The sequence below is a fragment of the Streptomyces purpurascens genome, assembly GCF_045040895.1.
Classification (GTDB): domain Bacteria; phylum Actinomycetota; class Actinomycetes; order Streptomycetales; family Streptomycetaceae; genus Streptomyces; species Streptomyces purpurascens.
Genome location: NZ_CP108341.1, coordinates 2566943 through 2586621 on the forward strand (window position 1 = coordinate 2566943; position 19679 = coordinate 2586621).

General features: G+C 72.6%; 16 protein-coding genes. 9 read left to right on the forward strand and 7 right to left on the reverse strand.

Features of this window, described 5'->3' with window-relative positions:
• The first annotated feature begins 113 nt into the window (after nucleotides 1-113).
• Nucleotides 114-1313 carry a bifunctional adenosylcobinamide kinase/adenosylcobinamide-phosphate guanylyltransferase gene (locus OHU35_RS11755; protein WP_189724614.1) on the forward strand — a complete coding sequence of 400 codons (1200 nt, stop codon included), beginning with the start codon at nucleotides 114-116 and terminating at the stop codon, nucleotides 1311-1313.
• 69 nt (nucleotides 1314-1382) lie between these two features.
• Here OHU35_RS11755 and OHU35_RS11760 read toward each other — a convergent pair whose 3' ends face one another.
• Nucleotides 1383-2420 (reverse strand): class I SAM-dependent methyltransferase, encoded by a 1038-nt coding sequence (locus OHU35_RS11760; protein ID WP_189724615.1) that lies wholly within the window; start codon nucleotides 2418-2420, stop codon nucleotides 1383-1385.
• Between the two features lie 156 nt (nucleotides 2421-2576).
• Here OHU35_RS11760 and cobT point away from each other — a divergent pair, with 156 nt between their 5' ends.
• Together cobT and OHU35_RS11770 are read left to right on the forward strand one after the other, a co-directional pair.
• Nucleotides 2577-3686, forward strand: coding sequence for a nicotinate-nucleotide--dimethylbenzimidazole phosphoribosyltransferase (cobT, locus tag OHU35_RS11765; RefSeq protein ID WP_189724616.1), 1110 nt, complete (start codon nucleotides 2577-2579; stop codon nucleotides 3684-3686).
• Between the two features lie 141 nt (nucleotides 3687-3827).
• Nucleotides 3828-4526 (forward strand): hypothetical protein, encoded by a 699-nt coding sequence (locus tag OHU35_RS11770; protein WP_189724617.1) that lies wholly within the window; start codon nucleotides 3828-3830, stop codon nucleotides 4524-4526.
• Here the strand turns inward: OHU35_RS11770 and OHU35_RS11775 are convergent.
• Nucleotides 4466-5230, reverse strand: coding sequence for a hypothetical protein (locus tag OHU35_RS11775; protein ID WP_189724618.1), 765 nt, complete (start codon nucleotides 5228-5230; stop codon nucleotides 4466-4468). The genes OHU35_RS11770 and OHU35_RS11775 overlap by 61 nt on opposite strands.
• A gap of 60 nt (nucleotides 5231-5290) precedes the next feature.
• Between OHU35_RS11775 and OHU35_RS11780 the strand changes: the two genes are divergently transcribed.
• Both OHU35_RS11780 and OHU35_RS11785 read left to right on the forward strand, forming a co-directional pair.
• Nucleotides 5291-6073 carry an adenosylcobinamide-GDP ribazoletransferase gene (locus OHU35_RS11780; protein ID WP_189724619.1) on the forward strand — a complete coding sequence of 261 codons (783 nt, stop codon included), beginning with the start codon at nucleotides 5291-5293 and terminating at the stop codon, nucleotides 6071-6073.
• Nucleotides 6074-6156: 83 nt separating this feature from the next.
• Nucleotides 6157-6762, forward strand: a complete 606-nt coding sequence (locus OHU35_RS11785; RefSeq protein WP_189724620.1) for an RDD family protein — start codon at nucleotides 6157-6159, stop codon at nucleotides 6760-6762.
• On the opposite strand, the gene OHU35_RS11790 is transcribed toward OHU35_RS11785, so the two are convergent.
• From OHU35_RS11790 to OHU35_RS11810, 5 genes are all read right to left on the reverse strand, one after another.
• Nucleotides 6722-7504, reverse strand: coding sequence for an endo alpha-1,4 polygalactosaminidase (locus OHU35_RS11790; RefSeq protein WP_189724621.1), 783 nt, complete (start codon nucleotides 7502-7504; stop codon nucleotides 6722-6724). The two genes, OHU35_RS11785 and OHU35_RS11790, sit on opposite strands and share 41 nt — an antisense overlap.
• On the reverse strand, nucleotides 7501-8160 hold the full coding sequence (locus tag OHU35_RS11795) for a spherulation-specific family 4 protein (protein WP_189724622.1): 660 nt from the start codon (nucleotides 8158-8160) through the stop codon (nucleotides 7501-7503). The genes OHU35_RS11790 and OHU35_RS11795 overlap by 4 nt, the downstream gene beginning before the upstream one ends.
• Nucleotides 8157-9674 carry a hypothetical protein gene (locus OHU35_RS11800; RefSeq protein WP_189724623.1) on the reverse strand — a complete coding sequence of 506 codons (1518 nt, stop codon included), beginning with the start codon at nucleotides 9672-9674 and terminating at the stop codon, nucleotides 8157-8159. The genes OHU35_RS11795 and OHU35_RS11800 overlap by 4 nt, the downstream gene beginning before the upstream one ends.
• Nucleotides 9671-11221: a GT4 family glycosyltransferase PelF gene (pelF, locus tag OHU35_RS11805; protein ID WP_189724624.1), complete on the reverse strand. Its 1551-nt coding sequence runs from the start codon at nucleotides 11219-11221 to the stop codon at nucleotides 9671-9673. The genes OHU35_RS11800 and pelF overlap by 4 nt, the downstream gene beginning before the upstream one ends.
• Before the next feature lie 125 nt (nucleotides 11222-11346).
• On the reverse strand, nucleotides 11347-13380 hold the full coding sequence (locus tag OHU35_RS11810) for a hypothetical protein (RefSeq protein ID WP_229872966.1): 2034 nt from the start codon (nucleotides 13378-13380) through the stop codon (nucleotides 11347-11349).
• Between the two features lie 354 nt (nucleotides 13381-13734).
• Here OHU35_RS11810 and OHU35_RS11815 point away from each other — a divergent pair, with 354 nt between their 5' ends.
• From OHU35_RS11815 to OHU35_RS11830, 4 genes are all read left to right on the forward strand, one after another.
• Entirely contained in the window at nucleotides 13735-15261 is a 1527-nt protein-coding gene (locus OHU35_RS11815; RefSeq protein ID WP_359895483.1) for a leucyl aminopeptidase, read from the forward strand.
• Nucleotides 15262-15522: 261 nt separating this feature from the next.
• Nucleotides 15523-16911 (forward strand): dihydrolipoyl dehydrogenase, encoded by a 1389-nt coding sequence (gene lpdA / locus OHU35_RS11820; RefSeq protein WP_189724626.1) that lies wholly within the window; start codon nucleotides 15523-15525, stop codon nucleotides 16909-16911.
• A gap of 62 nt (nucleotides 16912-16973) precedes the next feature.
• Complete coding sequence (sucB, locus tag OHU35_RS11825; protein ID WP_359895484.1) at nucleotides 16974-18770, forward strand: 2-oxoglutarate dehydrogenase, E2 component, dihydrolipoamide succinyltransferase; 1797 nt, start codon at nucleotides 16974-16976, stop codon at nucleotides 18768-18770.
• Between the two features lie 235 nt (nucleotides 18771-19005).
• Nucleotides 19006-19629 carry a GntR family transcriptional regulator gene (locus tag OHU35_RS11830; protein WP_184596340.1) on the forward strand — a complete coding sequence of 208 codons (624 nt, stop codon included), beginning with the start codon at nucleotides 19006-19008 and terminating at the stop codon, nucleotides 19627-19629.
• Nucleotides 19630-19679: the final 50 nt, after the last annotated feature.

Below are 19679 nucleotides of genomic sequence, written 5' to 3' on the forward strand. Positions count from 1 at the left end.
GAGTGCGCGTTGTGGGCGCGTGCGGGTGGTATCGGGCTGGTCGCGCGGTTCCCCACGCCCCTTAGGTGCGTCTCCGTCACGCATGAGGCATGGCCACGGGTGAGAATCGGGGCGTGGAACTCACTCTGCTTGGTACCGGCGCTCCTGCGGGGCTTCCCCGCCCCGATTGTCCCTGTGCGGCTTGTGCGGCCGCTCTCGGGGCGGACGCGCGGGCGGCCACCGCGTTGCTTCTGGACGGGGCGCTGTTGCTCGATCTGACGCCCGGAGCGGCGTTCGCGGCGGCTCGGGCGGGGCGTTCGCTGACCGGCGTGCGGCAGGTGCTGTTGTCGCATCCGCACGACGGGCCCGCGGTCGAGGTGCCCGCCGGGGTGCCTCAGCCCGGACGGGTGCCGGACCGGCAAGAGTTGACGCTGCTGACGGGGCACCGGGTGCGGGCGGTGGCGATGGACGCGCCGGGCACGGGGTACGCGGTGACCGGGCCGGCGGGGCAGCGGCTGCTGTATCTGCCGCCGGGCGGGGCGCCGGCGGGGCTCGCGGAGCCGGCCGAGCCGTACGACATGGTCCTCGCGGATGTCACGGGGCGGCCGGACGCGCTGGCGAAGCTGCGGGCGGTGGGGGCGGTGGGGCCGACGACCGATGTGGTCGCGGTCCATCTGGACCACGACGTGCCGCCGGGCCCGGAGCTCGGGCGGCGGCTCGCGGCGGCCGGGGCGCGGGCGGTGCCGGACGGGGCGACGCTGTCGGTGGGGGCGTACGAGGACGTGCCGGACGTACCGCGGCGCACGCTGGTGCTGGGCGGGGCGCGGTCGGGCAAGTCGGTGGAGGCCGAGCGCCGGTTGGAGGCCTTTCCCGACGTGCTGTACGTGGCGACGGGCGGGTCGCGCAACGGGGACACCGAGTGGTCGGTGCGGGTGGCCGCGCATCGGGAGCGGCGGCCGGGGTCGTGGCAGACGGTGGAGACCTGCGATCTGGTGCCGCTGCTGGCGCAAGAGGGTCCGCCGGTGCTGGTCGACTGTCTGTCGTTGTGGCTGACGGACGCGATGGACTCCGTCGGGGCGTGGGACGACGCGGTGTGGGCGGAGCGCGGGGAGAAGGCGCTGCGGGAGCGGGTGCGGGAGTTGACGGAGGCGGTGCGCTCGAGCCGGCGGACCGTTGTCGCGGTGTCGAACGAGGTGGGGTCGGGGATCGTGCCGGCGACCGCGTCGGGGCGGCGGTACCGGGATGAACTCGGGCGGCTGAACGCGGGGTTCGCGGAGCAGTGTGAGCAGGTGCTGTTGGTGGTGGCGGGGCAGGCGGTGGTGCTGCGGGGGTGACAGGGGCTGAGGCCCGGTGGGTGCGCGGCTCGGCGCGACGAGGTGCCTCCCCCACTCTCGGCTTCGCTACTAGGGGGCTTTTTGGGCGATCAGGCGGTACGTGTTCGCCAAGCGCGTGCGGCGGGCGACCGGGGCGAGGAGGTGGTCCGCCAGCGCCGCCATCCCCACCAGCGGGAGGCCCGCTCGTAGGAGGGCCTCCCGGGCGTGGCGCTGGAAGGGGGGTGGGGGGATGGCGCGCCAGGGGGTGTCCGGGGCGGGGAGGGCGTGGGAGAGGGCCAGGGACGTCGCGCCGGAGAGGTCGTGGGGGATGTGGGTGGGGCGGTGGTCGAGGGTGAGGACCGTGCAGCCGGTCGTCTCCAGTTCGGCCCGCAGGTTGCGCGGGGGCAGCAGGTGGAGGTGGCGGGGCTGGTCGTAGGGGAGCCACCAGCGGCCCAGTAGCGCGGCGAAGACGCTGCGGGGGTCGAGGGTCTCGATGAGCAGGTGGCCGCCGGGGCGCAGGACGCGGAGGGCGGCGTGGAGTTCCGCGCGGGGGTCGGGGGCGCCCTCCAGGTGATGGAGCATGCTGACCACGTCGTAGCGGGCGCGCAGCGGGCCCGAGATCCGGGGGTCCGACAGACGGCCGAGGTGGGCCTCCTCGACGCGTTCGGCCGAGACGGCCCGGGCCACGCTCGGGGTGACGTCCAGGCCGTCGAAGGAGGTGTACGGGAAGAACTCCCGGGCCGTCGCCGGGAAGAGCGCCTGGCCCGTCCCCACGTCCAGCCAGCTCTCCGGCTCCCCGAACCCCCGCATCGCCCGCGCGGCCGACCGGTGGCGCTGCCGGCTGCCGCGCAGGGCGACGAGGGCGTCGGCCGTGGAGTCCCTCGGCGCTCCCCGCACGGTCCGGTGGTAGTGGACGAGGCCCTCGGCCGTGAGGCGGGGGTTCTGGAAGGTGTGGCCGCAGTCGCGGCAGTCGTCGACGGTGAAGTTGCCCGGCTTGTACTGGCGCAGGTCACCGGTGCGCAGGCGGTTGCGCAGCCGGCCGGAGCCGCACCAGGGGCAGTCCTCGCGGCGCGGTTCGTGCACCGGCGCGGTCGCCTGGGGGACGGAGGGGGCGGGAAGTTCGGGCATGGGCGGCTCCCGGGCGCGAGGCGTACGGCAGGGACGTACGACAATCCGCTGCAAACGGGAACGTATGGGATGCCGATCTTGGGTGCAACGACGTCGCCGTGACGGAGTCGCGATGTGGCGCCGTGCTGTTCGATCGGTGCCGGTACTGTTCGGCGAATGAGCTCGCTTAATCTCGACGACTTCACCGATCTGATCGAGCGTCCGGACGGCGGGATCCGCCGTGACGCCGAGGCACGCCGGGAGCGGCAGATCGTGCCGCCAGGATCGCTGGGCCGGCTCGACGACCTGGGTGAGTGGCTGGCGGCGGCGCAGTCCGCGGTGCCGGTGCGGCCGGTCGAACGCCCGCGGGTGGTGCTCTTCGCCGGTGACCACGGCGTCGCCGAACTGGGCGTCTCGGCCCGGCCGGCGGGCGGCGCCGGGGAGTTGGTGCGCGAGGTGCTGGAGGGCGGCCGGCCGGTCTCGGTGCTCGCCCGGCGGCTCGGCGTGCCGGTGCGGATCGTCGACATGGGCCTGGACTGCGATCCCGAGGCCCTGCCAGAGGACGTCGTACGGCATCGGGTGCGGCGCGGCAGCGGGCGGATCGACATCGAGGACGCGCTGACCCTGGAGGAGGCCGAGGCGGCGTTCCGGGCCGGGGCCGCGGTGGCCGACGAGGAGGCCGACTCCGGTACGGACCTGGTGGTGCTCGGCGATGTGAGCGTCGGCGGGACGACGGCCGCGGGCGTACTGGTCGCGGCGTTGTGCGGGGTCGACGCGTCGGTCGTCACCGGGCGTGGCGGGCTGGCCATCGACGACCTGGCGTGGATGCGCAAGTGCGCGGCGATCCGGGACGCGCTGCGCCGGGCCCGGCCGGTGCTCGGTGACCAGTTGCAGTTGCTGGCCACGGTGGGCGGGGCCGATCTCGCGGCGATGACGGGCTTCCTGCTGCAGAGCGCCGTGCGGAAGCTGCCCGTGGTGCTCGACGGGGTCGTGACGGCCGCGTGCGCGCTGGTGGCGCAGCGGATCGCGTTCCGGGCACCGGACTGGTGGCTGGCCGCGCACGACAGCGGCGAGCCCGGGCAGGCGAAGGCGCTGGACCGGATGGCCCTGGAGCCGCTGCTGACCCACGGCGTGACCGTCGGCGAGGGCGCGGGCGGCCTGCTGGCGCTCCCCTTGGTGCAGGCCGCCGCGGCGCTGGCGGCGGAGCTGCCCGAGAAGCCGAAGGAGTCCGAGCGGCCGGAGAAGCCGGAGGTCACGGAGGACTCCGAGGTTCCCGCAGAGGAGTAACACCCCGGGAGATCCAGGTCACGCACACCTGGCTCAACTTCGTCCCGTTCCGGTCGGTCTTCGCGTGTGGTGTCGGTTTGACTGAGCCACAGACACCGCGCACACCCGCTGCCGCACCGGCCCACGGACGAGGACGACCCGATGACCACGCTCGCCCGCTGGGCCCGCGCCGAATGGGGGCGGCTGTACACCGCGGTGCGCGGGCCGCTGCGGGAGCGGCGCCTGCGTGCGGTGCCGATGGCGGCCGGGGCCGTGTGCCTGACGTCGGTGCTGCACTTCGTGCACAACCAGTCGTGGGGATACGGCTTCGTCCAGGACATCGGTGCCGTACGGGCCGAGGACCCGCTGTGGCTCGCGCTGCTGCGGACGCCGCTGTCGCTGTTCGTGCCCGCGCTTGATCTGCCGGTGTGGGGCGCGCTGGCGCAGATCCTGCTGGTGTTCGGCATCGCGGAGATCTGCCTGGGCTGGCGGCGGGCCCTGCTCATCGCCTACCTCGCGACGCTCGCGGGCACCCTCTACGCCCGCCTGGGCATCTGGCTGGGCCCGGACTCCCCGCTGGGCCTGCCCGCCTCGGACGCGCGGGTCGTGGACACCGGGCCGTCGGCGGCGGTGGTGGGCCTGGCCGTCTACCTGGGCCTGCGCTGTCGCGCGTATGTCACGGCGGCGGTGGTGATCGTGGCCATGGTGGTCGAGGTCGTCCTGAAGGAGAACCTCGCGGGCAAGGAGCACCTGGCGGCGATCACGGCCGTGCTGGTGCTGTGCGCGACCGGTGCGCTGCGTCAGCGGTGTTCGAGGGACCGGACGGGTTCGGAATCGGGCGCGCCGCCGATCCAGTCCTGAAACCTGCGCCGGGGGCCCACCCAGCGGCGGTCGTGGTGGTAGGCCCGCAGGCCGGATTTCGCACGGGCGCGGGGGCGGTTCCGGTAGAACCGCTTGGCCCACGGGGAGGCGGGGCGGGCCAGCCGTACGGCGGCGATCAGGGCGACGAGGGGGATGACCACCCCCAGGACCGCGAGACGGACCTTGCCCTTGAACAGGGCGATGAGGGCGAACCCGAAGTTCACGACGACGTTCCCGAGGACGACGGCGCGGTTCTGCTGCTGGTCCTCGGAGAGGTCGTTGACGCCCAGCGGCGAGAAGCCGATCAGGAGCAGGCCGACGAGGGACGCGGTGAGGACGACCATCTCGACGCTCTTGCGGCCGTCCGGGGTCCAGTAGACGTCGGCGAGGTGCAGGACCAGGGCGAACTCGTCCAGGACGAGTCCCGCGCCGATGCCGAAGATCACCGCGGCCAGCGCCGAGCCGAAGCCGTACTGGCCGCCGGCGACCGCGCCGAAGCCGCCGATGATCGTCAGGATGACGCCGGGGACCACGTGGTGGACGTGGACACCGCCGCTGCCGCTGATGTTGCGGAAGGGGCCCTTGCCCGCCCGGATGAGACGGGTGATGCCCCGGGTGATCACGAAGGTCAGCACGAAGGAGACGAGAGCGAGAAGCAGCGGCAGTTTGCCGGGTTCCATGATGTTCCGCTCGAACCATCCCATATGTGAACTTTATCCTCGGCCACCGTGCCCGCTCTCCTGACCGGCCGGTAGCCTGCGCCGGTGCCCAGAACCTCACCCCTCGACGGCCTCCGCTTCGCCTTCGGCACCCTCACGGTGTTCCCGGTCCGGGTGACCCGGTGGGACCGGGAGGCCGCGCGTGGCGGCATGCTGTGCGCTCCCCTGGCCGGACTGACGGTCGGTGCCGCGGCCGCCGCCGTCGGGCTGGTGCTGCTGTTCCTGGGGGCGGGCGGGCTGCTCGCCGCCGTGGCCACCGCCGCCGTGCCGGCCGTCCTCACCCGGGGGCTGCATCTCGACGGGCTCGCGGACACCGCCGACGGGCTGGGCAGCGGGAAGCCCGCCGAGGACGCGCTGCGGATCATGAAGCAGTCGGACATCGGGCCGTTCGGGGTCATCACCCTCGTCTTCGTCCTGCTCGCGCAGGTCACCGCGCTCGCCCAGGCCTACGACACCTCCTGGGCCCGGGGCGCGTGCGCCGCGGTCGTCTCCGCGACGGTCGCCCGGCTGGCCCTGACCCTGGCGGCACGCTCCGGGGTGCCGGCCGCCCGGCCGGAGGGGCTGGGGGCGGCGGTCGCGGGCGTGGTGCCTCTGCGCGCGGCGCTGCTCACCGCCGTCGCCGTCACGGGGGCGGCGGCAGCGGGGAATGCCTTCCAGGGGCCGTACGACGTGGTCCGGACCGTGTGCGCGGTCGTCCTCTCCCTGGTCGCCGCCGAAGCGCTGCTGCGGCACTGCACGCGCCGCTTCGGCGGGGTCACCGGCGATGTGTTCGGCGGCCTCGCCGAGACGGCGGCGACGACGGCGCTGGTCGTTCTGTCACTGGGCTGAAACGATCTCCTCGTCCCCCTCCTGCCCCGGCCGCCCGGCCGCTAGCTTCATCCCCCGAACACACAAGTGATCGGGGGATGTTCATGCCGAAGCTGCGCCGTGCCGTGGCCTGGTCCGTCGACTTCGCACTGGTGGTGGCGCTGGCCTCGGCGCTCGCCGTGCTCACCTTCCACCGGATCTCCGCGCTCGTCACCGACGTGCCCGAACTCGCCACCCGCGGCGGCCTGGACCTGCTGACCTCGCGCGGCGACGTGCTCGACGCCTCCGAGGACCTGGGGCTCTCGCTGTGGAACAAGTCGGTGCTCTACGTCGAGCAGGCCTTCGGGCTGCTGGTGCTGGCGGTGTTCCTCTACCAGTGGGTGTGCCTGGCGCTGGCCGGGCGCACGGTCGGCAAGGCCCTGGCCGGGCTGAAGGTCACCCCGAGCCTCCCGTGCCGGGCCGCTCGGCGGGCCGCCGTCACCACCGCCGCGGACGTCGCCGTGTACGCGGTGGCCTGCGTGCTGCTGGTCGAGGGCCAGGTCGTGCTGTCGGTGCTGGTGTGGGCGGTCGCGGTGGTGCTGTTCCTGCTGAACGCGCTGCCGGTCCTCTCCCCCGGCCGGCGCTCCCTCGCCGACCGGGTGGCGGGCACGGCGGTCTCCGGTGTCGGGCTCAGCAGGCCTGTCGCCACACCCCTAGTTCGTACTTCTTGAGCAGCGAACTCAGCTTCAGGCGGCGGGACTCGGCGCAGAAGCGGCGGGTGGGCACCTCGTACTCGACGTGGAAGACGGCCTTGCCCGCGTCGACGAACGGTTTCAGGGCCGCGCACTCGCCGTACTGCGCACACTGTTCGTTGACCGCGAAGTCGAAGTCCCCGACCAGTTCGGGGATCTGGTCCAGGTCGTTCTTCAGGCCGACGGCCAGGCCCCGGTCATGGGCCAGGCGGGCGATGAGGCGGTTGTAGCGGAGCTGGTCGGCGGCCTTCAGCGGGAAGCCCGTGTCGTTGCGGTAGCCGTCCATGTTGTCGGGCTCCACCGCGTCGAAGCCCTTGTCGCGGCACATGTCGATCCGGGCCGCCATGAGGGGCTCCAGGACGTCGGTGCGGCGGATGTCCAGCCAGCGCTCGCCCTTCCAGCCGTTGCCACGCCCGAGGACGGCCTTCGGGAACTTCTCGGCGTCCGGGCGGAACTCCTCCCAGGCGCCGGTGGACAGATAGCAGATGACCTTGCGGCCCGCGCGGTGCAGACGCGTGACGGTGGCCTCGGAGTGGTCGAAGCCGTCGATGTCGTAGACCGGCACGTCGACGGAGGTGTCCAGCTTCCCGCTGAGCTGCCACTGCCAGGCGGTGCCCGGCCGGGGTTGCCAGCGAGGGCCCCGTTTGTCGTCGGCGGCCTTCTGGGTGCAGCCGGCGAGCAGCAGGACGAGCAGGGCGACGAGCAAGGACGTGCGTCTCACGGGGTGTTCTCCGGCTTGTGCAGGGTGTACGGCAGGGTGCCCCAAGGATGATCGCCGGTGCCGGGCACCGCACAATGCACCGCCGCGCCCCGCGCCCTGGCCAGGCCCTCCGGGTCGGCGTCGGGCGGCACGCCGTACACCAGGTGGCACAGCCGGACGTCGCCGCCGCCGGGCCACGGCTTGGGGCGCAGCGCGCGGTACGACGCCCAGGTGCCCTCGAAGGTGACGAGGACGTCGGCGATGCGGGCGTAGCAGGGGTGCGGTGGAGTGCCGTGGTTGAGGGCGAGGGTGCCGCAGCCGACGCCCCAGGCGGCCACCGCCAGTCGCTGGTAGTACTCGAACTGCTCGGGCCCGGACGGGACCTGGTCGAGGAAGGCGCCGTCGGTGCCGTACCAGTCGCGGTGCCGGGTGAGGTCGCGGACGACGTCGGTGGTGGCGCGGCGGCCGTATTCGGTGTCGGCGTATCCGAGGACACGGACTCCCGCGGCCCGCAGTCGGGCGGCGATCTCGGCGAAGGCCGCGTCGGGGCGGTCGCCGGGCCCGCTGGCAGGGTTGAGGACCACCCCGTAGAGGCGGGGCGCGGCGGCCAGGATCGCCTCCCATTCGGCGGGACGGACGGACGGGTGCTCGTAGTACGGAACCAGGAGAGTGCTCATCGGTGGGCTGTTGCCCTCCCCAGCAGGGCGCACACCAGGGCGCCCTGGACGACGGCCGCCGTGCCGTACACGGCCGGGCCCGCCAGGTGCGGGTCCCCGGTGCGCGTGACGAGGAGCAGGGTCTGGGCGAGGGCCGCGGCGCAGCACACCGCCGTCGCGCCGGTCACCGCGCCGAACGACTGGAGCAGCAGGCCCGTCCACAGCACCACGCCCAGCAGGAGCAGCCCGGCCAGCCGGACGCCGCCGGGTACCGGGGAGTGCGGCCACAGGGCGGAGGCGGCGAGGCTCAGTAAGAGCAGGGTGGCGAGGTATGTGGCCAGGCATGCGACGACGGTGAGGACGGTGGTGCGCCGGAAGGCCCCGGCGGTGCCGCTGGAGCGCAGTGCGGCGAGGCTGTCACTGCGGAATCGATACAGCAGCCACTCGGCGGGGCCCATGCTGAGGGTGAGCGCCACGGCGGCAGGGGCGGCGACCGCGCTGCCGGTCTCACCGGCGAGGACGTCGCCGAGAGCCGCGTACAGCACGAGAACGCCGGTGGCGAGCCCGAACAGGGCGTACGGCAGGGAGCCCGTGAGCCGGGGCCCGGCGGGGCGCCGGGGCGCGGGGGCGGTGCCGGCCGCGCCGAAGGGCAGCAGGGCGGCGAGGCCCGCGGTCCAGCCGCCCTCGCCCGGTTCCTTGAGGGCGGGTGCCACTTCGCGCACGGCGAGGGCCGCGACCGCCGCGAGTGAGCCCAGCAGCAGGACCGGGCTCACGGCCTCGGGCAGCGGACCGGCCAGGGACAGGACCGCGCCCGTCGCCATCGGCGCGAGGGCGGCCAGCAGGAGCCGTTCGCGGCCCATCACCAGCAGGACGGTCGCCGCCGCCAGATAGCAGGACTGCCCGGCGGCGAAGGCGACCGTGGCCGGGGCGGCACCGGCCGCACAGGCCAGGGCGACCACGGAGCCGAGCAGCGCGCCCGCCGGGGCGCCGAGCAGCAGGGCGCGCCGGGCGGCCGTCCGGTCGCCCAGCCCCAGCCATGCGTACGCCCGGTGGGCGAGGCCCTGGTTCCACGTCCAGCCGCACAGGGCGCCGGCCAGGAGCGGGACCGTGCCCGCGGGGAGGCCGAAGTCGTCGTCGCCGGCGAACAGGGGTGCGCCGAGGACGTAGGCGAGGCCGGGCAGGGCGAAGACGACACCGCGCAGCAGACAGCCGAGCAGGCCGGTCCGCCAGGGGTCGGGCGCCGGGCCGGCGGGCTCGGGGTAGCGGCGTTCGACGCGTTCGTAGAGGGTCTCGGCGAGCGCGAAGGAGTTCTTGACGCCGTACCGCTCGCGTATCTGGTCGTCGGAGAGGCCGTCGGACTCCAGCAGGGCGGCGATCTCGTCCGGGTGGACGGCCGCGGCGATGAAGTCCTCCAGCCGGGCGGCGAGTTCGTCGACCGGGTCGGGCCGGGCCCAGCTCGGCGTGGCGCGCTGCCGGGGGATGTAGGGCAGGGTGTCCGGGCGGGAGCCCGGGGGGAGCCAGACGCTTCCGCTCACCGGCCGGCCCCTCCCACAGACTCCGTCCGGGGGGACCCCGATACCGCGGTGGACGCGTACCAGGGGTCGCGCAGTTCCAGGGTCCAGTCGGCGACCGTCTCCAGGGTGGGCTCGTACACCTCGTCCTCGCCCGCGAGTTCCTTGTAGACGGTGCGGAAGGCGTCCACCGAGCGGCGCAGCGTGAAGCGGTCGATGACGCGCCGGCGCGACAACTCGCCCAGTTCGAGACGCCGTCGGTCGTCCTTGAGCAGGGTCAGGGCGGCGGCGGCCATCTTCTCCGGCTCGCGCGGGGGCACGACCAGGCCCGTGTCGCCGACGGCCTCGCGCACCCCGCCGACGTCCGTCGACACCGTCGTACGGCCGCAGGACATGGCCTCGATGATGGAGAACGGGAAGCCCTCGGAGATCGACGACAGCATGACCAGGTGCCCGGCCGCGTAGGCCCGCCGGACCTCGGTGATACGGCCCTCGAAGGTCAGGCCGTCCGTGACGCCCAGTTCGGCGGCGAGCTTCTCCAGCCGGGTCAGGTACGCCTCGCCGCCGGGCGGGACCGGGCCGAAGAGCCTGAGCCGGGTCGCGGGCATCTCGGCGCGCACCATCGCGTAGGCGCGGATCAGGGTCTCCAGGTCCTTGATGGGGTCGATCCGGCCGCACCAGGAGAGGGTGGGGACCTCGGGCTCGGGGCCGGCGTGCGGGAAGGCGGCCGGGTCGACGCCGTTGTAGACCGTGCGGATCTTGCCGGCGTCGGCGCCGCCGCGTTCCTCCCAGCGGCGGTTGTACTGGTTGCACGGGGTGATCAGATCGGCGGCGCGGTAGCCGTAGGAGTTCAGCTCGCGGTAGAAGCCGAGCATGAACGCCTTCACGGGCCAGCGCTGGGCGTCGCGGCGGTAGCCGAGGTAGCGCTCGCGCAGATAGATGCCGTGCTCGGTGAGCAGAAACGGTACGCCGTCCAGGTGGCGGGCGGCGAGCGCGGGCAGGGTCGCGAGGCCGCTGCTGACGGCGTGGGCGACGGAGTCCTCCGGGATGCGGACGCCGAGCGGGCGCAGGGCGTGTTCCAGCAGGTCGGTCGCGGTCAGCGCGTCGTGCACGGTGGGCCGTGCGGCGGCGGTCGGCAGATGCGGCATCGTCCAGATCCACATCAGCGACCGCAGCGCCGACTCGGTGCGCAACGCGGCCGACAGGCGTCCGTCCCGGGCGAGTTCGGCCAGTTCGTTCAGGGACGTGCCGAAGTCGGTGGGCGAGCCGGGGTCGAGGAAGGAGAGCAGGAAGCGCTCGTAGGTGTCGGTGAAGCGGCGGCGGGCCTTGCCGTAGGGGGGCCTGCTGCGGCCGGGGCGCGGGCCCCAGGTGGGGACCGAGGTGTGGGCGTAGACGTTGGGCGGCAGATCCCAGGTGACGGGTTCGCGGCCGCTGCCGGTGAGGGAGACGATGTGGAAGTCGACCTCCGGCATGCCCTTGACGAGTTGGTCGCACCAGGTGCTGACGCCGCCGTGGACGTGTGGGTAGGTGCCTTCCGTGAGCATGGTGACGTGGCGGCCTGTTCGCCTCATGCGGTGTTTCCCCCTGTGGTGCGGATGATGTGCGGGGAGCTGCTGCCCGGATGCCGAGTGCGGCTTGTGGTGGGCTGGTCGCGCCCCGCGGCGGAGCCGCATGTCAGATACAGCCCCGCGCCCCTTTACGGGAGCCTCAGCGTGAGCGCCGATTGGAGTGTCGCCGGGGTCGTCCACGCCGAACGGGATCCCGCGTACGGGGTGCCGAAGGCGGTGGTGCCCAGCAGGAGTTGCTTCTTGGTTCCCTCCGGGGCGGTCACCGGGATCTGGGTGCCGGACGGCGCGGTGACGGTGACGGTGGTGCCGATGCGGTACGCCGTCACCCGTCCGTTCGCCAGGGCGGTCTGCCAGGCGGCGCGGCGCTGCACCTCGGTGCCGATGGCGCTGTGCCGGGGGTTCTCCAGCGGGGTGCTGTCCGCGAACAGCGCCCGGTAGTCGGCGAGCACCTTCTCCATGACCGGGTAGAGCAGCCGGTCCTCGGCCAGGTTGGACTGGTGCGCGTAGTGCGGCCGGGGGTCGCCCGCGAGGGCGTGTCCGAGGGCGGTGCGCGCCTCCTGCGGGACGATGTGCTCGGCGTAGCCGGTGGCGGTGTCGAGCGGCTCGTCCAGACAGGTCGAGGTGGGGTTGTCCTCGCAGACGCCGCTGCCGCCGTCGCCGCGCGAGGTGTAGATCCAGTTGTACTCGTCGGCCATCTCGGCCGCCGTGCCCACGTTGTAGTACACGTTCATCGGGTGGCGCGGAACGGTCAGCGCGTTGCCGATCGCCCGCTGCTCGGGCTCGCGGGAGTTGTCCGAGGCGATCCACTTGACGCCGGTGTCGGCGAGCGCGCCCGACAGGTTGGGGTTGTCGTTCGGCTGCTGGGGCAGCGTCTTCAGGCCCGAGTGCTCACCGGTGACCAGCTCGGAGCGGTCGACGGGGAGGCCCTTGCCCACCGCCCAGTTGTGGTTGTCGCGGATCTGCGCGGCGATCTCGGCGCGGCCCGTGTACTGCGTCGAGCCGTCCGCGTTCTTCGCGCAGTTCCACGGCACGCTCGAGGTGTCCTGGACGCAGCCGAGGAACGGGTGCGTGTAGGTGTGGTTGACCCAGCGGTACTGCGCCTTGTCGGCGACCAGCCGGTCGGCGAGGGCGTCGGTGCCGCCGTGTTCGGTCTTCCACTCCTCGCCGGAGCCGGCGTTGTAGACCATGTCCATGGTGAAGCCGTGTTCGCGCTGCCACTGGGCGGCGTAGGCGGCGTCGTCCGCGGTCATGCGGATCGGCGTGGTGCCCTCGCCGTCGCCGCCCTCGCAGTCGAAGTCGCCCGGGGTGCAGTCGCGTTCGGTGTCCCAGCGGCTGTCCGGGGCGAACACGTCGTCGACGTGCACCGCGAAGGAATTACGGGTCTGCCCCAGGTGCACGCCCTGGGTGAGCCACTCGACGATGCCCCGGGCCAGCAGCCGGAACTGCTGCTGATCGCTGTTGTACGCGAAGGTCACGACGAGTTCGCGGCGGCCGTCGTGGGCGTACTCGCCGACGAGGCTGCCGCGGCCGGTGCCGCCGGGCACGGGGAGGTCGACGTAGCTGGTGAAGCCGGCGCGGGGCCGGGCCGCGTAGCCGTAACTCTCCTGCACGCCCGGCGCGTTGTCCTCGAACCGGAACGCGCCCTCGAGGTAGCCGAACCGGCCCGCCTTCCCGGCCGCCGTGACGGATGCCTCGCGCCCGTCAAGAGTGCCTGCCCAGCCACCCTCGCTGGTGTAGTCGAGGCCGACCTCCGGGTGGGCCCAGGTGTAGGCGTCGACCTGCGGGATGCCGTACGTCCGTTCGTACGTCTCCAGGGCGGTCTGCTCGGCGGAGCCCGCGCCGAACGGGGCCTCGTTCGGCAGGACGACGCCCTGGTACTTGGCGCGCGGCCTGCCGTTGACCGTGTCGCTCAGGAACGACTCGGTGATCTTCGGGCGGCCGGAGTCGTTCAGGTCGACGGTGGTGTACGGGACGCCCGTGCTTCTGAGCTGGGCGGTGACGGCCTTCACGGGGCTGTCGCCGTTGTCCACCACGAGCACCTTGAGATCGATGCGCGGTTCCTCCGCGGCCGCCGCCCCGGGCGCCACCGCCCCGGCCGTGATCATGCCTGCCGCCGTCATCGCCGCGGCCGTGTTTCTCCACCTGCGCGCACGCTGCGCCATGGTTCCTCCCCCAGAAGATCCCAGAGCTCCCCTTGCGGTCGAACAGAGGCCGAACAGAGGAGGATCAGTGAAAATCATGCAAAGCGGCGAGCGGGACTCTCACCGGATCCGAGCGAGTGTGACCGAGTTCACCGCCGTGAAGGATCAAGAAATGGCTACTACGCGACCGACAGGTGAACACCCGCAGTAATGAGCGAACGCGACCACGCGCGTAGTCTCGTCGTCGAGTGTTCGCCGTACCGGGGAAGGCCCCGTGATCGCCAGACCCTGAGTCGGAATAGGGTCGGCTCGGGCCCGGTCGACCCACACCGTTCGACCATCGCAACTTCACATCGGAAGCGAGATTTCACCACCGTGACTGCTCTCACTCTCAGCACCGCCGCGGCGCCCGGTCTGCGGGCCGACGCGATCGTGATCGGTGTCGCCAAGGGTGCCAAGGGGCCGGTCGTCGCACCGGGCGCCGAGGCCGTGGACAAGGCGTACGACGGCAAGCTCGCCGGCGTCCTGGAGACTCTCGGCGCCTCCGGTGCCGAGGGCGAGATGACGAAGCTGCCGGCACCGTCCGGCTTCAAGGCACCGCTCGTACTGGCGGTGGGCCTGGGTGCGGTGCCCGAGAAGGACGCCGACTACGACACCGAGGCCCTGCGCAAGGCCGCCGGCGTCGCCGCGCGCGCCCTGGCCGGGACCAGGAAGGCCGCGTTCGCGCTGCCCCTGACGGACGCCGCCGACGCCGGCGCGATCGGCGAGGGCGCGCTGCTCGGCGCGTACTCCTTCGACGCCTACAAGGGCAACGGCAAGGACGCCAAGGCGAAGAACGGCAAGGCCCCCCTCGCCGAGGTCGCCCTGCTCGGCGGCAAGCCCCGCGACAAGGCGTACAAGGCGGCGATCGAGCGTGCCGCCGCGGTGTCCGAGGAGCTCAACCGCGCCCGCGACCTGATCAACACCCCGCCGAACGACCTGAACCCCGAGGCGTTCGCCGCCGTCGCGCAGGCCGCGGCCAAGGAGCACGGCATCAAGGTGCAGGTGCTCGACGTGAAGGCCCTGGAGAAGGGCGGCTACGGCGGCATCCTCGGCGTCGGGGCCGGCTCGGCGGCGGGACCGCGCCTGGTGAAGCTGTCGTACACCTCCTCGAAGGCGAAGAAGCACCTCGCCTTCGTCGGTAAGGGCATCACCTACGACTCGGGCGGCATCTCGCTGAAGCCGGCCGGTCACAACGAGACGATGAAGTGCGACATGAGCGGCGCGGCCACCGTGTTCGCCGCGGTCGTCGCCGCCGCCCGGCTGGGCCTGGAGGTCAATGTCACCGGCTGGCTCGCCCTGGCCGAGAACATGCCCTCCGGTTCCGCGACCCGTCCGGGTGACGTGCTGCGGATGTACAGCGGCAGGACGGTGGAGGTGCTCAACACCGACGCCGAGGGCCGGCTGGTGCTGGCCGACGCCCTGTGGGCGGCCTCCCAGGAGAAGCCGGACGCGATCGTCGACGTCGCGACGCTCACCGGGGCGATGGTGCTGGCGCTGGGCAACCGGACGTTCGGGATCATGGGCAACGACGACGCGTTCCGCTCCGCGGTGCACGAGGCCGCCGAGGAGGTCGGGGAGCCGGCGTGGCCGATGCCGCTGCCGGAGCACCTGCGCAAGGGGATGGACTCTCCCACGGCCGACATCGCGAACATGGGCGAGCGGATGGGCGGCGGGCTGGTCGCCGGTCTGTTCCTGCGCGAGTTCGTGGGCGAGGGGATCACCTGGGCGCACCTCGACATCGCGGGGCCGGCGTTCAATGAGGGCGGGCCCTTCGGGTACACGCCGAAGGGTGGCACGGGGACGGCTGTGCGGACGCTGGTGCGGCTGGCGGAGCTGACGGCCGCCGGGGATCTGGGCTGACCTTCGCCTGAGAGCTCGGTCTCGTCCGTTGTGTGGCGAGTGCGGGGGCGTGGGGGCTGGTCGCGCAGTTCCCCGCGCCCCTGGGTACAACGTGGGGCGTCTCACACAGCAGCCCGGCGTCTCTTTGTGTGTCGACAAGTGCGAAGATGGGGCTCGGCAGGACAGGGCCCCACCGAAGGGCCGAAGAACGAGCGGCCGGACACCAGCCGCCTGCCGGTCAGTGAAGACCGGCGTACGGCGCACATGCATGGAGGACGTGACGTGGCGAACGACGCCAGCACCGTTTTCGACCTAGTGATCCTCGGCGGTGGCAGCGGTGGTTACGCCGCGGCCCTGCGCGGAGCGCAGCTGGGCCTGGACGTCGCCCTGATCGAGAAGGACAAGGTCGGCGGCACCTGCCTGCACCGGGGATGCATCCCCACCAAGGCCCTGCTGCACGCGGGCGAGATCGCCGACCAGGCCCGCGAGAGCGAGCAGTTCGGTGTGAAGGCCAGCTTCGAGGGCATCGACATCGCCGGCGTCCACAAGTACAAGGACGGCGTGATCTCCGGCCTGTACAAGGGTCTGCAGGGCCTCGTCGCCTCCCGCAAGGTGACGTACATCGAGGGCGAGGGCAAGCTGTCCTCCCCCACCTCCGTCGATGTGAACGGCCAGCGCGTCCAGGGCCGCCACATCCTCCTCGCGACCGGCTCCGTGCCGAAGTCGCTGCCCGGCCTGGAGATCGACGGCAACCGCATCATCTCCTCCGACCACGCCCTCGTCCTGGACCGTGTGCCGAAGTCGGCCATCGTCCTCGGCGGCGGTGTCATCGGCGTCGAGTTCGCCTCCGCCTGGAAGTCCTTCGGTACGGACGTCACCGTGATCGAGGGCCTGAAGCACCTCGTCCCGGTCGAGGACGAGAACTCCTCCAAGCTGCTGGAGCGCGCCTTCCGCAAGCGCGGCATCAAGTTCAACCTGGGCACGTTCTTCGAGAAGACCGAGTACACCCAGGACGGTGTCAAGGTCACCCTCGCCGACGGCAAGGAGTTCGAGGCCGAGGTCCTGCTGGTCGCCGTCGGCCGCGGCCCGGTCTCCGCCGGCCTCGGCTACGAGGAGCAGGGCGTCGCCATGGACCGCGGCTACGTGCTGGTCGACGAGTACATGCGCACCAACGTCCCGACCATCTCCGCCGTCGGTGACCTGGTCCCGACCCTCCAGCTCGCGCACGTCGGCTTCGCCGAGGGCATCCTGGTGGCGGAGCGTCTGGCCGGTCTGAAGACCGTTCCGATCGACTACGACGGTGTCCCGCGGGTGACCTACTGCCACCCGGAGGTCGCCTCCGTCGGTATCACCGAGGCCAAGGCCAAGGAGATCTACGGCGCGGACAAGGTCGTCGCTCTGAAGTACAACCTCGCGGGCAACGGCAAGAGCAAGATCCTGAACACCACGGGCGAGATCAAGCTCGTCCAGGTCAAGGACGGTGCCGTGGTCGGCGTCCACATGGTCGGCGACCGCATGGGCGAGCAGGTCGGCGAAGCCCAGCTGATCTACAACTGGGAGGCGCTGCCCGCCGAGGTCGCGCAGCTCGTCCACGCCCACCCGACGCAGAACGAGGCGCTCGGCGAGGCCCACCTGGCCCTGGCCGGCAAGCCCCTCCACTCGCACGACTGACCCCCTCGGTCGAGAAGCGACGACACAGACTTCCGCACTTTCCGTAAGGAGCAACCGAAACCATGGCGGTTTCCGTAACCCTTCCGGCGCTCGGCGAGAGCGTCACCGAGGGCACTGTCACCCGCTGGCTGAAGGCCGAGGGCGAGCGCGTCGAGGCCGACGAGCCGCTGCTCGAGGTCTCGACCGACAAGGTCGACACCGAGATCCCCTCCCCCGCAGCCGGCGTCCTGGCCTCCATCAAGGTCGCTGAGGACGAGACGGTCGAGGTCGGCGCCGAGCTGGCCCTCATCGACGACGGCAGCGGTGCGCCCGCTGCCGCCCCGGCCCCGGCCGCCGAGCAGGCCGCCGAGCCCGCTCCGGAGCCGGCTCCGGCCGCCCCGTCCACCGAGCAGGCCGCTCCGGCGCCCGCTCCCACCGCCGACGCCGCCGCCGGCGGCGGCTCCGCCGAGGGCACGGACGTGGTCCTGCCCGCGCTCGGCGAGTCCGTCACCGAGGGCACCGTCACCCGCTGGCTGAAGTCGGTCGGTGACAGCGTCGAGGCCGACGAGCCGCTGCTCGAGGTCTCCACCGACAAGGTCGACACCGAGATCCCGGCGCCCACCGCGGGCACGCTGCTGGAGATCGTGGTCGGCGAGGACGAGACCGCCGAGGTCGGCGCCAAGCTCGCCGTCATCGGCGTCGCGGGTGCGGCTCCGGCCGCTGCCCCGGCTCCCGCCGCCCCGGCCCCGGCTGCCGAGGCCCCCGCCCCGGCCGCCCCCGCGGCTCCGGCTCCGGCCGCTCCTGCTCCGGCCGCTCCGGCGCCCGCCCCGCAGGCGCCCTCGGCTCCGGCCCCGCAGCAGCAGACCACCCCGGCTCCCGAGCCGGCCCCGTCCGCTCCGGCGCCCGCCCCGGCCCAGGCTCCCGCGCCCGCCGCCGGCTCCGGTGACGACGGCGCCTACGTCACCCCGCTGGTGCGCAAGCTCGCCGCCGAGAACGGCGTCGACCTGTCCACCGTCAAGGGCACCGGCGTCGGCGGCCGTATCCGCAAGCAGGACGTCATCGCCGCCGCCGAGGCCGCGAAGGCCGCCGCCGCTGCCCCGGCTCCGGCCGCGGCCGCCGCGCCGGCTGCCAAGAAGGCCCCGGTGCTGGAGACCTCGCCGCTGCGCGGCCAGACCATCAAGATGCCGCGGATCCGCAAGGTCATCGGCGACAACATGGTCAAGGCCCTGCAGGAGCAGGCCCAGCTGTCCTCGGTCGTCGAGGTCGACGTCACGCGTCTGATGAAGCTGCGCGCCCGGGCCAAGGACTCCTTCGCCGCCCGTGAGGGCGTGAAGCTGTCCCCGATGCCGTTCTTCGTCAAGGCCGCGGCCCAGGCGCTGAAGGCGCACGCGCCGATCAACGCCAAGATCAACGAGGCCGAGGGGACCATCACCTACTTCGACACCGAGAACGTCGGTATCGCGGTGGACTCCGAGAAGGGCCTGATGACCCCGGTCATCAAGAACGCCGGTGACCTCAACCTCGCCGGTATCGCCAAGGCCACGGCGGAGCTCGCGGGCAAGGTCCGCGCCAACAAGATCACCCCGGACGAGCTGTCCGGCGCGACCTTCACCATCAGCAACACCGGTTCGCGCGGCGCGCTCTTCGACACGATCATCGTGCCGCCGGGCCAGGTCGCCATCCTCGGCATCGGCGCCACGGTCAAGCGCCCCGCCGTCATCGAGACGGAGGAGGGCACGGTCATCGGCGTCCGCGACATGACGTACCTGACCCTGTCCTACGACCACCGCCTGGTGGACGGCGCCGACGCGGCCCGCTACCTGACGGCGGTCAAGGCCATCCTGGAGGCGGGCGAGTTCGAGGTCGAGCTCGGCCTCTGACGCCTGTCGCAGCACCACGGTGCCCCCGTCCGGACAACTCCGGGCGGGGGCATCGGCCTTTGTCCTTCAGGGGCGCGGGGAACTGCGCGACCAGCCACGACGGCGCCGCAGCCGAGGACAGCTCACACCCCCCGTGTAAGTCTCGTCTCACCTGCACCAAGACACCCCCGCCCACCCCGCCCACGGAGCGACCCGGCCTTATTGTCTAAACGTCAAACCCCTTTAAGGAGCTCACATGACCGCGCCCGTCATCCACTCGCTGCGCGAGCAGATCCGCGAGCACATCCTGGAGGGGATCATCAGCGGACGCTGGCAGCCGGGCGAGCGGATCGTCGAGCGCCGGATCGCCACGGAGCTGGAGGTCAGCCAGACCCCGGTCCGCGAGGCCCTGCGCGAGCTGGAATCCCTGCGCCTGATCGAGTCCGCTCCCAACAAGGGCGTCCGCGTACGGAACCTGACCGCCGCCGACCTGGAGGAGAGCTACCCGGTCCGGGCCGGCCTGGAGGCCATCGCGGCGGAGCTGGCGGCCCAGGGCCTGGCGGAGGACTGCTCGGCGCTGGAACCGCATGTCAACGCCCTGTACGAGGCCGACCGCAGGTCGGACGGCACGGCCCAGGTCCGCCACACCGTCGCCTTCCACCGCGAACTGGTCCGCGCGGCGGGCAACTCCGTCCTGCTGCACACCTGGGAAGGCCTCGGCATCGAGGTGTTCACGGCCCTGTCGATCCGCTGGCTGGGCACCCAGCAGCAGTCGTACGCGGAGGAGCACGAGGAGCTGGTCGCCGCCTTCAAGCGCCGCGACCCCCGGATCGCCGAACTGGTGAAGGCCCACGTTCTGGGCTGCGCGCCCAGGGCGTGACACCCGAGCACATCCCCGCTCATACGCCTCCCACCTGCGAAAACCCCCAC